At 35.5% G+C, this 17,087-nt stretch carries 8 protein-coding genes; all 8 read left to right on the top strand.

The features are described from left to right. Positions 1-554 precede the first annotated feature (554 nt). The 8 genes from ASE40_RS06150 to ASE40_RS06115 all read left to right on the top strand — a co-directional run bounded on the left by ASE40_RS06150 (position 555) and on the right by ASE40_RS06115 (position 17,004). Positions 555-3,950 (top strand): SusC/RagA family TonB-linked outer membrane protein, encoded by a 3,396-nt coding sequence (locus ASE40_RS06150; protein WP_057116090.1) that lies wholly within the window; start codon positions 555-557, stop codon positions 3,948-3,950. Positions 3,951-3,969: 19 nt separating this feature from the next. Then, complete coding sequence (locus ASE40_RS06145) at positions 3,970-5,946, top strand: RagB/SusD family nutrient uptake outer membrane protein (protein WP_057116089.1); 1,977 nt, start codon at positions 3,970-3,972, stop codon at positions 5,944-5,946. A gap of 103 nt (positions 5,947-6,049) precedes the next feature. Continuing rightward, the gene (locus ASE40_RS06140) at positions 6,050-7,762 is read left to right on the top strand and encodes a hypothetical protein (RefSeq protein ID WP_057116088.1); all 1,713 of its coding nucleotides are present in this window, start codon (positions 6,050-6,052) and stop codon (positions 7,760-7,762) included. Between the two features lie 71 nt (positions 7,763-7,833). After that, positions 7,834-8,523: a DUF3826 domain-containing protein gene (locus ASE40_RS06135; protein WP_057116087.1), complete on the top strand. Its 690-nt coding sequence runs from the start codon at positions 7,834-7,836 to the stop codon at positions 8,521-8,523. 50 nt (positions 8,524-8,573) lie between these two features. Then, on the top strand, positions 8,574-10,280 hold the full coding sequence (locus ASE40_RS06130; protein WP_057116086.1) for a hypothetical protein: 1,707 nt from the start codon (positions 8,574-8,576) through the stop codon (positions 10,278-10,280). Between the two features lie 162 nt (positions 10,281-10,442). Further along, positions 10,443-13,601, top strand: coding sequence for a DUF6298 domain-containing protein (locus tag ASE40_RS06125; RefSeq protein WP_082586761.1), 3,159 nt, complete (start codon positions 10,443-10,445; stop codon positions 13,599-13,601). 219 nt (positions 13,602-13,820) lie between these two features. Further along, positions 13,821-15,227: a glycoside hydrolase family 140 protein gene (locus ASE40_RS06120; RefSeq protein WP_057116085.1), complete on the top strand. Its 1,407-nt coding sequence runs from the start codon at positions 13,821-13,823 to the stop codon at positions 15,225-15,227. 208 nt (positions 15,228-15,435) lie between these two features. Beyond that, entirely contained in the window at positions 15,436-17,004 is a 1,569-nt protein-coding gene (locus tag ASE40_RS06115; RefSeq protein ID WP_057116084.1) for a glycoside hydrolase family 28 protein, read from the top strand. Positions 17,005-17,087 lie beyond the last annotated feature (83 nt).

Raw genomic sequence — 17,087 nt, 5'->3', positions numbered from 1 at the left:
TTTACTTTTAAAAAAAAAATTTTTTTATAAAAAACATTTAAACTTTTTATACTGTCCTGTAACTATCCAATGTGTTTTTTTGTAGGTTATGTAGTATAAAATAAATATACTATTAGTATTTATCTCTATCGTTTTCGTAAAAAAAGCGCTTGGTATAAGCTCTTATTTATCAGCCACAATGGTTGTTATTTTGCAGATTATATACTATATGTTTATTTTTGATATTAATCTTGTAGAATTTTAATCAAATTTAGTTTGTAAATTTTGTTTTAAGCAAACATTTGTCTTAAATATTTTGGTTCGTCTATTTTTTCCATTCGTTTTTTATTAATATTGTTTTTTTAGTCGCATTTTTTTTGACATTCCTCGATTAAAACAGGATAGAGCAGGACGGTTCTAATGTATCATCATCATATTTTTGGAATATTAAAATAAATGTGTTTTGGACATTTAATCTTCTTTGTTAAGATTTCTTTAAGTAAAGTTTATTAAAACTAAAACATGTTTAAAACATGACTAACTAACAATTAATAACCTAACCAAAAAAAACATTTATGAAACAAGCACTTATAAAGAGATGTAGTTTTCTTTTGTTTACACTGATGAGTGTACTGAGTTATGCTCAAAACTCTACTCAAGTTACAGTAACAGGAACTGTTACGGATAATTTAGGAGGACTATTGCCTGGAGTTAACGTTACTGAAAAATCAACTAAAAATTCAGTTACAACAGATTACAATGGAAAATACCAGATTAAAGTAAAAAGTGGTTCAACATTAGTTTTTTCTTTCATTGGAATGAAAAAAACAGAAATACCTCTTAACAATCGTTCTATAGTTAATGCAAAAATGGAAGACGATTTTAATCAACTTGAAAACATTGTTGTAGTTGGTTATGGTAGTCAGAAGAAAAAAGAACTTACTGGAGCGATTGCTACAATTAAACCAGATGATGTGATGGATTTGCCTGTGACAAATTTATCTGATGCATTGAAAGGATTAGTTCCAGGAGTTAATGTTACTAGTGGGACAGGTCGTCCGGGTGAATCAGGAACTATTCAAATTCGTCAAACTTTTAGTTTATCTAAAGATGGAGGTTTTAGTATTCCTTTAATAATCATTGACGATATGATTCAAGTTGACCCGAGTAACGGTAAACCTACAATGGAACAATTTAATAGATTAGATCCTTCTGAGATTGAAAGTATTACTGTATTAAAGGATGGTTCTGCTGCAATTTACGGTTCTCGTGCTTCACAAGGTGCAATTGTGGTAAAAACCAAACGTGGTAAAGCTGGTAAAGCGAAATTTTCTTATAACAGTCAATTTGCTGTCAACGATGCAGTTAGCCATAGTAAGGTATTGAATGCTTATGAGTTTGGAGTTTTCAGTAATAGATTTTTTAATTCAAGAGTGGCTGCTCCAGCTGTAATTGATCCTACAACTATATATTCAGCTGCAGAATTAGAGCAAATGAAAGGTTTAAATTATAACTGGTTAGATGAAGCTTGGAAACCAGCTATTCAACAAAAACACTCTTTCAACGTGAGTGGCGGTAATGAAGATATTACGTATTTTGCAGGTGCAACTTATTTAACACAAGATGCTAATTTAGGAAACCAAAAATATGATAAATGGAATTTCCGTACAGGAATAAATGCAAAAATTGCTAAGAATTTAGATTTTTCTGCTTCTGTTTCTGGGAACGTAGGAACAGTTGATAAATCATTTACCAAAGCATCATCAAATATTAGTGACGGAAGTTATGCTTCTGCAGCTGGTGGAGAACAAGCAGATTATGGATTCTTGCTGCATATGCCGCAACATGTGCCTTGGGAAACAACTATAGATGGTAAAAATTATTATGTTTCTCCATTTCCTAATTCAAACAAAAACTTCGGAAGTGCAAATGCTAATAACAATATTGCTGGCTGGAACTATTTTGCAAATTTAAATAATGGTTCACATCAAGTTACTGATGATAATACATTCAATGTAAATGCTTCATTAAATTATAAAGTAGCTGCAGTTAAAGGATTATCTTTTAAGGTAACTTATTCAAGAAATCAAAGTTCATCATATACAGAACAAATTCAATTGCCATATGATTTAGTTAGAATTAGAGATTATCAACTTCAAGACAGACACTTAGCAAGTGCAGCTAATCCTAGTTTTTATAATGGAACAACTAATCCAGCAGGTAGTTATATTCTGGAAACTAATCTAAGAAACTCAAGAGTTTACTATAATAATACAGACGGAAAAAGTACTCAGGGAGATTTCATGATTAACTATGACAGAACTTTTGGAGATCATCAGATTGGCGCAATGGTAGGAGGTGAAGCTTCAGAAGTATATAATACATTTACTCGTTTAGCTTATGAGAACACAGGAAAAGATTACTTAGGTGATTATCGTACTGCGGGAACATTAAGCACTTCTAATAGCCAGGCTACAAAAGTTGAAGGAGGAACTTTATCTTATTTTGGCCGTTTCAATTATAGTTTCAAACAAAAATATTTGTTCCAGTTTATTCTTCGTAGTGATGCATCCACAAAATTTGCACCAGAAAACTATTGGGGGACTTTCCCATCTGTTCAAGTGGGTTGGGTAATGTCTAAAGAAAGCTGGTTCGAAAAAAGTGTACCGTGGGTTGATTTCTTTAAAATTCGCTACTCTATTGGTAAAACAGGTAAAGATAATATTCAACCATGGAGATGGGAGCAGTATTATGACCTAATTGTAGATAAAGGTTTTCAGTTCGGACCTGGTACACCTACTAGCGGGGGTGGATATAATGGAAATGGTTTAACTCCTAGAGTAAATCCAAACAGAGATGTAACATGGGACACTACTATAAAAAACAATATTGGGGTTGATATTAATTTGTTGAAAAACAGATTAAGCTTAACGTATGATTTCTATTACGACAAAAATAAGGATATGTTAACAGATATGAGCAGTGCTGTAGGTGTGCCAATTTCTGTAGGAGGAGCTTATGCTGAACAAAACTATGGTCAAATTGATGCATGGGGACATGAAGTTGCTATTAACTGGAGTGATAAAATAAAAAGTAATTTGAGTTACAATATTGGGATCAACTTTAGTTACAATAACAATGAAATCAAAAAATTCCCTGATCAAGGAAATGTTCTTCCATCTAGTAATACTGCGCGAGTGGGATATTCATCATTTAATCCAGTGTGGGGATTTGCAGTTTGGAAAGGGACATCAACAGGAGACGGTATTTTGCGTACAGACGAAGATATTGCAAATTACTGGGCTTACTTAACTGAACGTGCTACTGCTGCTGGAGGAGTACCAAGATATTTTGATATCAATTCTGCTGCAGGAATGAGAAAAGGATCTTTGGCTTATCAAGATGTTGCAGGTCAGCTTAATCCTGATGGAACTTTAGCACCAGCAGATGGACAGATCATGAAAGAGAATGATTATGTGAAATTAGCAAACAGCAGCAGAACTTATGGTTTTACAACAAACTTAGGATTTAAATATGAGGGATTTTCTTTGAGAGCCCAAATTGCAACATCTTGGGGAGGAGCTAATTTTGTAGATTTAGTAAATCAAGGTACATCATCTGCAAATAATATGTGGTCTCGTGAGAGTTTCTGGAGAGATATGTATGGTGAGGACAATCCAAATGGTAAATATCCGAATGTAGCACAATGGACGTATATGTCTAGTCCATCAGACTTCTGGCAGCTAAATACTTTCCGTTGTTTTGTTAGAAACTTAAGTGTTAATTACGATATACCAAAGAAGGTTTTTGCAGACACGAAAATTGCAGCTATAACATTGGGTATAACAGGTAATAATCTTTGGGATTTATACAATCCTTATCCAGATCATTATAGAAATATGTATGATAATTCTTCAGTAAATTATCCTACACTTAGAACTTGGTCGCTTAATTTTAACGTATCATTCTAATCAAAATTAAAAAGAAACTATGAAAACACCATTTAAATATATAACACTATCATTATTACTTGCTGCAAGTGCGGTTTCTTGTAGTGATGATTTTCTAAAAGATAAGAAAGGTTATGGCTTTTATGATGATACGTTCTACCAAACTCAAGAGCGTGCACAAGCCTATGTAGATAATCAATATTATGATTTTTACAATGCTTATAAATCACCAACTTCTACAATTATTGGTTCTTATACAGATGCCAACTCAAGATTGACAGAGGAACTAGGAGGTACACAAGATTTTATTAATCCTAATAAAACCCTTGTAAACTCCGCTGATGGAAGTGGCTATTACGGAGCAAAATTAACAACAAGCATTAATAACCATCCTTATAATAGAATTAGAGAATGCAACGCTTTTATAGAAGAAGTTGATGTAAAAGGTTCAAATTTGGATAAAACATTTCGTGATCAGGCAAAAGGACAAATGTACTATATGCGTGCGATGCAGTATTTTGATTTAATGCGCGTATATGGTGGTGTACCAATTGTTACGACTGTTCAGGAAGCAGCAGCTGATGATCCATCGATTCAGCTTCCGAGAGCAAAAGTTTCTGAAGTTGTAGCTCAAATCGTAAAAGATTTAGATATGGCAGCAAGTTTATTACCTGGGAATTGGGCATCAGGTGCTTATGGACGCTTTACAAGAGGAGCAGCTATGGCACAAAAAGCAAGAGTATTGTTAACATTTGCGAGTCCTCTGTTTAATAAAAATTGGGATGGTTCAAATGAGCGTTGGGAAGCAGCTTTAAAAGCTGGATTAGAAGCAGAAGCTCAATTGACTGCAGACGGTTACGGATTATACGGAAGTAATGCAAAACAATGGGAACAAATGTTTTTAATTGACAATGCTTTTTGCTCAGAAGCAATTACAGTGCAGCTTTGCGGAACTGGTAATCTTTCTCAAGCCATTAATAATTCATGGGAAAAAGGAATTCGTTTATTGAGTTTAGGCGGTACAGGAGGAGGAGTTGCTGCTCCAAAAGAAATGATAGATTTATTTCCGATGGCAGATGGTAGTAGGCCAACTGCAGCAAACGGTTATAACGATTTTACTTTCTTCCTGAACAGAGATCCAAGATTTTACAGAACTTTTGCTTTCTCTGGTTCAAAATGGGGAAGTAAAGAAACTCCTAACAGCGTTCTTTGGGCTTACCGTTGGGTAGATGGTTCAAATAAAGCAGGTTTTTCAGATGGAAACACTGCAATCTCTAGTCCAGCTTTCGTTAGAAAAATGACTAATATTAATGCTAGTAAAGAAACCAACTTCCAATATTCGGGAACAGATATTTTTGAATATCGTTATGCAGAGCTATTATTGAATATTGCAGAATGTTATGCAGCTTTAGGACAGACTAACAGTACTTTAACTTATTTAGGAAGAATTAGAAATCGTGTTGGTATTCCTTCTGCAAACAATTATGGTATTGGAACATTATCTGATAAGTATCAGGCAATTGAAGCTGTTTTATATGAAAGAAGAGTAGAATTGGCGTACGAAGGAAAACGTTTCTGGGATGTTCAAAGATGGATGTTATATGATAATGAAGCTCTGCCAGGAGTTACAGGAGGTACAGTGAGTAAATTAGGTTTGACTCCAATTAACGGAACTAAACGTACGGGTAACTTTTTGCAGTATAGAGTTGCAACAACTTCTGCAACTACAGATCCTTTAGCTGCTGCTCGTGCAAGTGTAGTAGCAGATCCAGATGCGGCAAATTTTGGAGCACAATTAACAACTTTAGCAGCATTTTACAATGCAAACTTTATCCGCACGCCACTAATTACGCCGATGGATAATTTTAATGGGGCAGCTGTTAATATTAAATTTAATCCAAATTATTATATTAATGGTCTTAATACAACAGCTCTAACTTCAAACCCTTGGTTGTTACAAACGATTGGTTGGAACGATAATTTTGGAGGACAAGGAACATATAATTACCAAGAATAAATTATAATATCAAAAAAGAATTATCATATAAAACTTTTCACCTGTATTCGTCAAAAGATACAGGTGATTTGTTTAAAAAGAATTACCACAACAAGAAATTAACATGAAAAATTCCGCATTATTTATCGCATCATCGCTGCTTTTTTTAGGAAGTGCAAAATGTTTTGCTCAATATCCGAAGATAAGTCCAGAAGTTCAGGCGCAGGAAAAAGCAATTAAAGAAGAAGCTCAAAGACTTTCTGATGAAGCTTGGGAAAAAGCTTTAGTTATTATTGAAGAAGAAGCAAAACATGGTAAACCTTATATTCCGTGGGCAGCAAGACCAACAGATTTACCTCAGGCAGAAATTCCTGCTTTCCCAGGTGCTGAGGGTGGTGGAATGTATACGTTTGGAGGACGTGGCGGAAATGTTTATACGGTAACAAGTTTAGAAGACCGCGGACCAGGAACTTTACGTGAAGCCTGCGAAAAAGGTGGAGCAAGAATAGTGGTATTTAATGTTGCCGGAATTATCAGACTTAAAAGTCCATTAATTATTCGTGCACCATACATTACAATTGCAGGGCAGACAGCTCCAGGAGATGGTATTTGTATCGCTGGAGAATCTACTTGGATTGATACGCATGATGTAATTATCAGACACGTACGTTTCCGTCGTGGAGAAACTTTTGTAGGCCGTCGTGATGATGCTATTGGAGGAAATCCTGTTGGAAACATCATGATTGACCACGTTTCTGCAACTTGGGGATTAGACGAAAATATGTCAATCTACAGACACATGTACAATCCAGGGCCAGGTTACCCAGACATTAAAGTTGGAACTGTAAATATTACGATCCAAAATAGTTTATTCGGAGAAGCATTAGATACTTACAATCATGCTTTCGGAAGTACTTTGGGTGGAGAAAACTGTTCTTTTATGAGAAATATGTGGGCTAACAATGCAGGAAGAAATCCTTCTATCGGTTGGAACGGAATTTTTAATTTTGTGAATAACGTAGTTTTCAACTGGTACAACAGATCTACAGATGGTGGAGATTATACAGCAAATTACAACATCATCAACAACTTCTACAAACCAGGTCCGGTTACCGATTTAACACAGCCAATCAGCTACAGAATCTTAAAACCAGAATCAGGAAGAAGTAAATTGCCTTATATGGTTTTTGGTAGAGCTTATGTTAATGGAAATGTTGTTAACGGAAACGAAAAAGTTACCAAAGACAACTGGGACGGCGGAATTCAGTTGGAGAACAAAAAAGGCGAATTGATGACGTATGAGGAATCAAAAGAATACTTCTCTAAAATGAAAGTTGACAAACCTTTTCCAATGCCTTGGTTCAATAAATTCATGACTGCAGAAGAGTCTTATGAATTCGTTCTTAAAAATGTTGGTGCAACTTTACCAATTAGAGATAAAGTAGACGAAAGAATCGTAAGAACTGTAAAAACTGGAGTTCCAGAATATGCAAAAGGATTAGAGAAAAAAGAATTCTATCAATTCGAACACAGACGTTTACCGATGGATTCTTATAAAAAAGGAATCATTACAGATATTTCTCAAGTGGGAGGTTATCCAGAATACAAAGGAAAACCTTACGTAGATACTGATAAAGATGGTATGCCGGATGCATGGGAGAAAAAATACGGTTTAAATCCGAATGATCCATCTGATGCAAAAGGTGATTTAAACGGAGATGGATATTCTAATATCGAAGATTATATCAACGGAGTGAATCCAGCTATAAAAGTAAACTGGAAAGATTTAGCTAATAATAAAGAAACATTAGTTAGACCTTTATTAGATTTAAAATAAGGAATAATTTTTGAAAACATTCTTGTTTAGTAATGAGCAAGAATGTTTTTAAATAACTAAAAAATAAAATCATGGCACTAAATAAAATAAATGCTGGTTTATTATCGCTTGTTTTTGCCTTTTCAACTTTAAATGCACAACAGCATTTAGATCCTGAATATGTAAAGGTTACTAACGAAAGAGCTGCAAAAATCGTTACCAAATTAGATTTAAAAAACGAAGCGAAAGAAAAATCGGTTTCAAATATTATTGCACAACAATTCAGAGATTTAACTGAAATTCAGGATGGAAGAGATGCTGAAATCAAAAAAGTAAAAGAAGATACAAGCTCAGCCAAAGAAAAACAAAACGAAAAGATTGATAAACTGAAAGTAAAAGCAGATGAATCAATTGCAAAATTGCATAAATCTTACCTTAAAAAATTAGGTAAAGAATTATCAGAAGACAAAATAACTGAAGTTAAAGACGGAATGACATATGGCGTTCTTCCTATAACAGTTGCAGGTTATAACGATATGCTTCCAAATTTAACGGCAGAACAAAAAGACTATATCTACAAAGCTTTAGTTGAAGCCAGAGAACATGCAATGGACGGTGGATCATCTAAAGAAAAACACGGTTGGTTTGGTAAATATAAAGGAAGAATCAACAACTATTTATCAAAACAAGGTTACGATTTAAACAAAGAAAGTGCTGACTGGCACAAACGTATCGAAGAAAGAGAGAAGAGTAAAACAAAAGATTCTACTGCAAAAGAATAATCTCTTAAACTTTACGCCAAAAACTATTAACTACAACCACACACAATTCAATGCATACTATTTTCCCAAACCGTACTTTAAAAAGAACATTTATGGCGTTGTCATTTTGTTCTCTTGTATCATCTGCTTATGCGCAATATCCAGTAATTCCAAAACCAGTTCAGGAAAAAGCAGATGCAGTTTTAGCTGACGAAGAAAAAAGACTGAGCGAAATTTGGAATGCTAATCTTCATATAATCAGAGAAGAAGCAAAGCAAGGAAAACCCTATTTACCTTGGGCTTCATATCCTAAAGATTTTGTACAAGCAGATATTCCTGCTTTTCCAGGTGCCGAAGGTGGTGGAGCATTTACACAAGGTGGACGTGGCGGAAAAATATTTGTAGTTACCAGTTTAGAAGACAGCGGAAAAGGAACTTTTCGTGAAGCTTGTGAAGCAGTTGGAGCAAGAACGATTGTTTTCAATGTTTCGGGAATTATTCAATTGAAAAAAAGAATCAGCATGAGAGCGCCTTACGTTACAATCGCAGGGCAGACTGCACCAGGTGACGGAATTTGTATTGCAGGAGAAACTTTAGAAATTGATACTCATGACGTTATTATCAGACATATGCGCTTTAGACGCGGTGCAACCGAAGTAACAAGAAGAGACGATGCATTGGGTGGAAATCCGATGGGAAATATTATCGTAGATCACTGCTCAGTAAGCTGGGGATTAGACGAAAATATTTCTCTTTACAGACATCAATTCGCAGCTAATGCAAAATCAAAATTGGAGAAATTACCAGCTTGTAATATTACGATTCAAAATACGATTTCTTCGGAAGGTTTAGATACTTATAATCACGCTTTTGGAAGTACAATTGGCGGATTAAACAGTACGTTTATGCGCAATTTATGGGCAGACAACATTTCAAGAAATGCTTCTATCGGAATGTATGGCGACTTCAATTTCGTAAATAACGTAGTCTTCAATTGGTGGAATCGTACCCTTGACGGAGGTGATTATCGCTCGATGCTGAATATCATCAATAATTACTTCAAACCAGGTCCAATAACACCAGCAGATCAGCCAATTGCACATAGGATCGTAAAACCTGAATCTGGATATATTGAACCAAAACAATACGGAAGAGCGTATGTTTCAGGTAACTTTATCGTAGGTTCTCCGGAAGTTACAGCAGATAACTGGAATGGCGGTGTACAATTAGAAGATCTTCCGGAAGCTCAAACAAAAGAGTTTTTGGCAGCTATCAAAGAGCCAAAACCTTTCTCTATGCCAAAGTTTAATATCATGTCGGCAGAGCAAGCGTATGAATTTGTTTTGACCAATGTGGGAGCGACAATTCCGAAAAGAGATGCAGTTGATGAAAGAATCATCAAACAAGTCCGCACCGGAAAAATCGAAGTAAAAGACGGTTTAGAAAACAATATCGGAAAAGAATATATCAAAAGAAGATTGCCTGCAGATTCTTATAAAAAAGGAATTATAACACATCCTGACCAAGTTGGAGGCTATCCAACATACAAAGGAAAAGCATACAAAGATTCTGATAATGACGGAATTCCAGATGCATGGGAGAAAAAATTTGGGTTAAACCCGAATGACGCTTCAGATGCAGTTAAAGATTCAAACGGAGACGGATATACCAACATCGAAAAATATTTCAACGGAATCGATCCAAACAATAAAATTGACTGGACAAAAACTGAAAATAACACGGATACATTGGCTAAATTAAAGGGATTGTTACAATAAAGTTTTATATTTATTATTTCAACGTATCCTAAAAGGTTTCAAAAACCTGTTAGGTATTTCAAGGAATATAAATTAGAATTAATTTCGAAACAAGACCTTACAATATAATACCTAACAGGTTTTTAAAACCTGTTAGGATAAAACACAAAAAATATTTTTAAAGTGAATTTCAATCAACTAAAAAATATAATTCCTCTTCAAAAAGATAAAATAATTTTATCGGCTTTCGTGATGCTTTTCAGCATTAGCATTACAACAGCACAAACCAATTTCCCTGATATTATCAAAACCAAAGAAGGAAAACTTTCTTTCACAAAAGATAATAAAGGAAATCAAATACCTGATTTTTCTTATGCAGGATACATGGCATCAGAAAAAGCAATTCCCAATGTCGAGAATAAAATTTTTGTCCCAAAACAACAAGAAGATGCAACTCAAAGAATTCAGGCTGCGATTGATTATGTAAGTAATTTAAAACCAAATAAATCAGGTTTTCGCGGAGCAGTTCTTTTAGACAAAGGAACTTTTAAAATTAACGGTACTTTATTCATCAGAAAATCAGGCGTTATTTTACGCGGAAGCGGCAATAATGAAAATGGAACTATTCTTTTAGGAACCGGATTAAAAAGAGAAGCTGTAATTAGAGTTTTAGGAATTGATGATAAAAAACTCGGTGAAACCTTTGAATTCAATACCAATTATACGCCGCTTGGAACCAAAACAATCCAATTAAAAAATACCTCAAAATTAAAACCATCAGATGAAATTATCATTACAAAACCTTTAACCGATAATTGGATTAAAGAGTTAAAGATGGATGATTTTGGTGCAGAAACGGGCTGGGTTGGCTGGAAAAAAAATGACTGGGATATTACCTGGAACAGAGTTATAACAAAAATCAACGGGAATGAAGTAACTCTAAATGCTCCATTGACAATGGCTTTAGATGATGTTTACGGAACTGCAAAAGTAAACACATATTCTTGGTCGGGAAGAGTTGAGCAAATCGGAATCGAAAATATTTTGTTGAAATCAGCTTATGATACTTCAAAACCAAAAGACGAAGAGCATAGATGGTTTGGAATCAGCATAGAAAACGCAAGAAATGCTTGGGTAAAACAAGTTAGTTTTAAACATTTTGCCGGCGGAGCGGTTTCGGTATTAAAATCGGCGCAGCAAATTACAGTTGAAGACTGTATTGCTACAGAACCCGTTTCTGAAATTGCAGGTTTTAGACGTCATACTTTTTATACAGAAGGCCAGCAGACCTTATTTCAACGCTGTTATTCAGAATATGGGTACCACGATTTTGCAGTTGGCGGCTTTGGAACAACAGGGCCAAATGTATTTATTCAATGCGAATCATTTTTACCATTTAATAACAGTGGCGCCATTGGAAGCTGGGCTACAGGAGTTTTATTTGAGGTTTCTTATATAGACGGTCACGCTTTAAGTTACAATAACAGAGAACAAAACGGAAGAGGCGCAGGTTGGACCGCAGCAAATAGTGTGATTTGGGAAACATCTGCTTCTAAAATAGAATGCTACAATCCGCCAACAGCAAACAATTGGGCTTTTGGAACTTGGGGTGGCATTATGGCTGGAGATGGGCATTGGAAAGATGTAAACGGACATATTAGCCCGAGAAGTTTATTTTATGCACAATTAGAAACTCGTTTAGGAGCACTTCCTGTGAAACCATTTATTTATGATTTAGGTTCAGAACCTTCATCAAGTCCTGCTGTTGAAGTGGCTCAGGAATTAACCAAAAGTTCAGTCGATCCAAAACAAAGTTTAGTAGAATGGATTGCAGAAGTTTCAAAAGCAAATCCAATCAATACAAACAATTCAGGACTCAAAAACGCGAATGATTTAAAAATAAATGGAGCGCAAAATGCAATTTCAGATAAAAAAGTAATCACAAAAAATGGATGGCTTACTTATGACAATAAACTAATCGCTGGAAACAGATTAAGCGTGCCGTGGTGGAGAGGAAGTCTTAGAGACAGTGATATTTCTAAGTCAGTTCCGGATGTTACCAGATTCGTTCCGGGAAGAACCGGAACGGGATTTACAGATAATATCAATGAAGTATCAGATTATTTGACTACCAATAATATGGTCGCCTTAGAGCACAATTATGGTTTATGGTACGAAAGAAGAATGGACGATCACGAAAGAGTTCGCCGTTTTGATGCTGATGTTTGGCCGCCGTTTTACGAACAGCCATTTTCGAGAAGCGGGCAGGATTTAGCTTGGGATCAATTAAGCAAATACGATTTAACAAAATTCAATGATTGGTACTGGGAGCGTTTGTCGCTTTTTGCGAATGTGGCAGAAGCGAATGGACAATTGTTAGTTAATCAGCAATATTTTCAGCACAATATTATCGAAGCCGGAGCACACTGGTCAAGTTCACCTTGGCGTTCGGCCAACAATATCAACAGCACTGGTTTTCCAGAACCGCCTCCTTATGCGGGAGACAAACGCATTTTCATGGCAGAGCAATTTTACGATGTTACGAATCCTGCAAGAAGAAAATTACACCAAGGTTTTATTAGAAAATCGTTGGATAATTTTGCAGAAAACAGCAACGTAATTCAGTTAACAAGCGCCGAATATACAGGTCCGCTGCACTTTATGGAATTCTGGCTGGACGAAGTTCAAAAATGGAAAGACGAAACGGGCAAAAAAGCAATCATTGGTTTAAGTGCTACAAAAGACGTTCAGGATGCTATTTTAAACGATGACAAAAGAGCCAAAACAGTAGATGCAATTGATATTCGTTATTGGTATTACAAAGAAGACGGATCGGCTTACGCACCAGAAGGCGGTAAAAATTTAGCACCAAGACAACACGCCCGAAAATTAAAAACAGGAAAAGAAACAGATAATCAAGTGTATCGTGCTGTGCGTGAATACCGGGAAAAATATCCTGAAAAGGTAATTTTATATTCAACCGACGGTTCGCTAAGATTTGGATGGCCGGCTTTAATGGCGGGCGCTTCATTGGCAAATATTCCGAAAATCGAACTTCCTGAGTTTTATGCCGCTTTAAGCGAAATGAAATTAGTAGACGGAAACACATTTTCAGACAATCTCTGGAAACTCGAAAACAAAGGAAAAAGCTATCTTTTTTATCTCAAAACCGATCAAGATATTTCAATCGATTTATCAAACGAAAAAGGGACTTTCGAAGTATACACAATAAACGCAGCAACAGGAACTTTCAACAAAAAAGCCAATATCAGTGGAGGAAAACAAGCAACAATTCCACAAGCTGAAATAAAAGAAAAAGTACTTTTTGTAGTGAAGAAATAAAAGAAAAAGGTTTGCCACGAATTACACGAATTAGCACGAATTAATTTTAAATTAAATCTGCTGTATCTGCCACCCGAGCGATAGCGAACTGGCGAAGCAAATCTGCGAGAATAAAATATTTTGCGCAGATCTAAAAAAATCAAAGCAAAGAAAAAATTAGTGAAAATTAGTGTAATTCGTGGCAAATATCAAAAAACATAAATTCAAAATACAACCAAAATGAATCTGAAAATTAAATATTTATACGCCCTAAGTGCAAGCTTTTTATTGACAGCACAAAGCGGATTTTCGCAGGCTGCCAAAACAAAAGATGCCCTGCCTGAAATCAAAATTTCTAAAAATCAGCATTATTTTGTTACCGGAGATGAAAAACCATTTTTCTGGCTGGGCGACACAGGCTGGCTGGCATTCGGAAAATTAGACAGAGTAGGAGTAGACAAATATTTTAAAGACAGAAAAGACAAAGGCTTCAATGTCGTTCAGGTGATGGTGCTGCATAATATTAATGCCGTTAACGTGTATGGCGATCCAGCTTTAATCAATGAAGACGTATCAAAACCATTGCTTACGGCAGGAAATGATTTTAAAGATGCAAAACAATACGATTACTGGGATCACGTAGATTATACATTAGAAGTCGCTCGCAAAAACGGAATTTATTTAGCAATGGTTCCGGTTTGGGGAACCAACGTTTCTAAAGGAAATAAAGTAAGCAAAGAACAGGCAATTGTATATGCTAAATTCTTGGCTGACAGATACAAAAACAAAACCAACGTAATTTGGTTAAATGGCGGCGATACGCACGGAAATGAATTTCAGGATATCTGGAATGCCATAGGGAATACTTTAAAAACAAATAATCCAAACCAATTAGTGACTTTTCACCCGTTTGGAAGAACCGATTCATCCGAGAATTTTCACAATGCAAAATGGCTGGATTTCAATATGTTCCAATCAGGACACAGAAGATATGATCAGGATTCAATAAAAACGAATTTCAAAGAAGACAATTACAAATTTGTGCTTAGAGATTTCGACTTAAAACCGACCAAACCTACTCTTGATGGAGAACCATCTTACGAAGCAATTCCGCATGGTTTGCACGACACTTTACAACCAAAATGGACCGCAAATGATATTCGCCGTTACGGATATTGGTCAGTTCTATCAGGAGCTGCAGGCTATACGTACGGACACAACGCCGTAATGCAGATGTTCAGAAAAGGCGATAAACCAGCATACGGAAACAAAGAATTATGGACATCAGCGATTAATGCACCAGGATCAAAGCAGATGGTTTATATTAAGAAATTAATGGAAGAATTTCCATTTTTAGAAGGAACTCCAGATGTTTCATTAGTAGTTAACCAAGGAGAAAAATACGATTACATTCCGGCAATAAGAGGAGAAAAATATGCTTTGTTTTACACCTACAACGGTAGAATAATTGAAGCCAAATTAGGAAAAATTTCCGGGGATAAATTCGAAGCAACATGGTACAATCCAAGAAATGGCAAGAAAACTAAAATAGGAACATTTGATAATAAAGGGACTCAAAATTTTCAACCAGCAGGAAAAAAAGAAGACGGTAATGACTGGGTTTTGATTTTGAAGTCTAGTAAGTAATTTATCGGGAAACCTAACAGGTTTTAAAAACCTGTTAGGTTTGATTGGAACAAATAATTCGTGAATTCGTGGCGAATAACCACAATCTTGTCATTTCGACGAAGGAGAAATCTTCAAAAGAAACTCTACAAAGTTGCTAAATCATGCGGAGCTACTAACGGAGATTTCTCCTTCGTCGAAATGACAAAAATGAGAAAATAACACAACCATGAAAAACATACTAATAATTCTCTGCTTCATAACTGGTCTTAACACCGCTTTCGCAAACGACGGTTGGTTAAATATTCTAAACGAAGGAGGAAACAACAAAGGAATAAAATGCACCCAAGCCATTCAAAACGCTATTGAAAAAGCATCTAAAAATGGCGGAGGAACAATATTTTTTCCTGCTGGGGAATATCTTACGGGAGCATTAACTCTAAAAAGCAACATCACGATTCATTTAGATTCAGGAGCACTTTTAAAGTTTTCAGAAAATTTTGATGACTATTTGCCTTATGTAGAAATGCGTTACGAAGGAATTGTAATGAAAAGTTTCCAGCCATTATTTTATGCCAAAGATGTAGAAAATATCACCATTACTGGAAGAGGTGTAATCGACGGACAAGGAAAAGCGTGGTGGAATGAAGTTTACCGAATCGAAACAGCCAAAGAACCGCTTCCTCCAACCAAATACCAAACCATGTGGGAAGAGCAAAACAAAGGCCTTTACACAGAGCCGTATTACAAAAGAACGGTTGATAAAAAATTCTTCAGACCTTCTTTTTTTCAGGCTTACAACTGTAAAAATATTTTAATTGAAGGCGTTACGTTTCAAAATTCACCTTTTTGGACGATCAATCCTGAATTCTGTGATAATGTAACGGTAACCGGAATTTCGATTTTTAATCCGCATTCGCCAAATACAGACGGAATCAATCCTTCGTCTTGCACCAATGTTCATATTTCAAATTGTCATATCAGCGTTGGAGACGACTGCATTACGATTAAATCAGGAAGAGACGGCGATGGACGTAAATACGGAAAGGCAACTGAAAATGTTACGATTACCAATTGTACCATGTTAAGTGGTCATGGCGGCGTTGTTATTGGAAGTGAAATGTCGGGCGGAATCAAGAAAATCACGATTTCAAACTGTGTTTTCGACGGAACCGATCGCGGAATCCGTATCAAAGCAGCACGCGGACGAGGCGGTGTTGTAGAAGATATTCGTGTGGATAATATCGTAATGAAAAACATTAAAGAAGAAGCAATTGTACTAAGCCTTTTCTACGATAAAGATACTAAAGTAGAACCTGTAACCGAGAAAACACCGATTTTCAGAAACATTCACATGAGCAATATTACGGCTTCAAATGTGAACAAAGCAGGACAAATTTTAGGAATTACCGAAATGCCAATTCAGAACATCACTTTCTCCAACATCAATATGGACGGAAAAGAAGGTTTTACAGTTAACACGGCTACAGATGTTGAATTTCACGATGTAAAAGTAAATGCAACGATTGGTTCTTCTTTCAAAATATCAGATTCAAAAAATATCATTTTAGACAATGTTGGATCTTCAACAGCAATTAAAAATGTTCCGGTTATCAAATTAGATAATGTTTCTAATGTGTTGATTAATAATAATTTTCCATTCAATGCTACGGATGTTTTCATCGAAGCAAACGGAAAAGAAACAAAGAATGTTTTCTTAAAAAATAATGTTTTTAACAATGTAACAACATCAGTTAAAAAAGGAAAAGATTTAGATAAAAAAGCAATTACAGAATAGAAATTCAAAATAATATAACACAGATTTCACGGATTTACACCAATTTAATTCGTGCTAATTAGTGAAATTGGTGTTTAATTAGA

The organism is Flavobacterium sp. Root935 (genome assembly GCF_001429295.1).
In the GTDB taxonomy this organism is placed as follows: Bacteria; Bacteroidota; Bacteroidia; order Flavobacteriales; family Flavobacteriaceae; genus Flavobacterium.
Note: the sequence above shows the minus strand (reverse complement) of the source record. Positions and strands in the feature narration are given on the sequence as shown.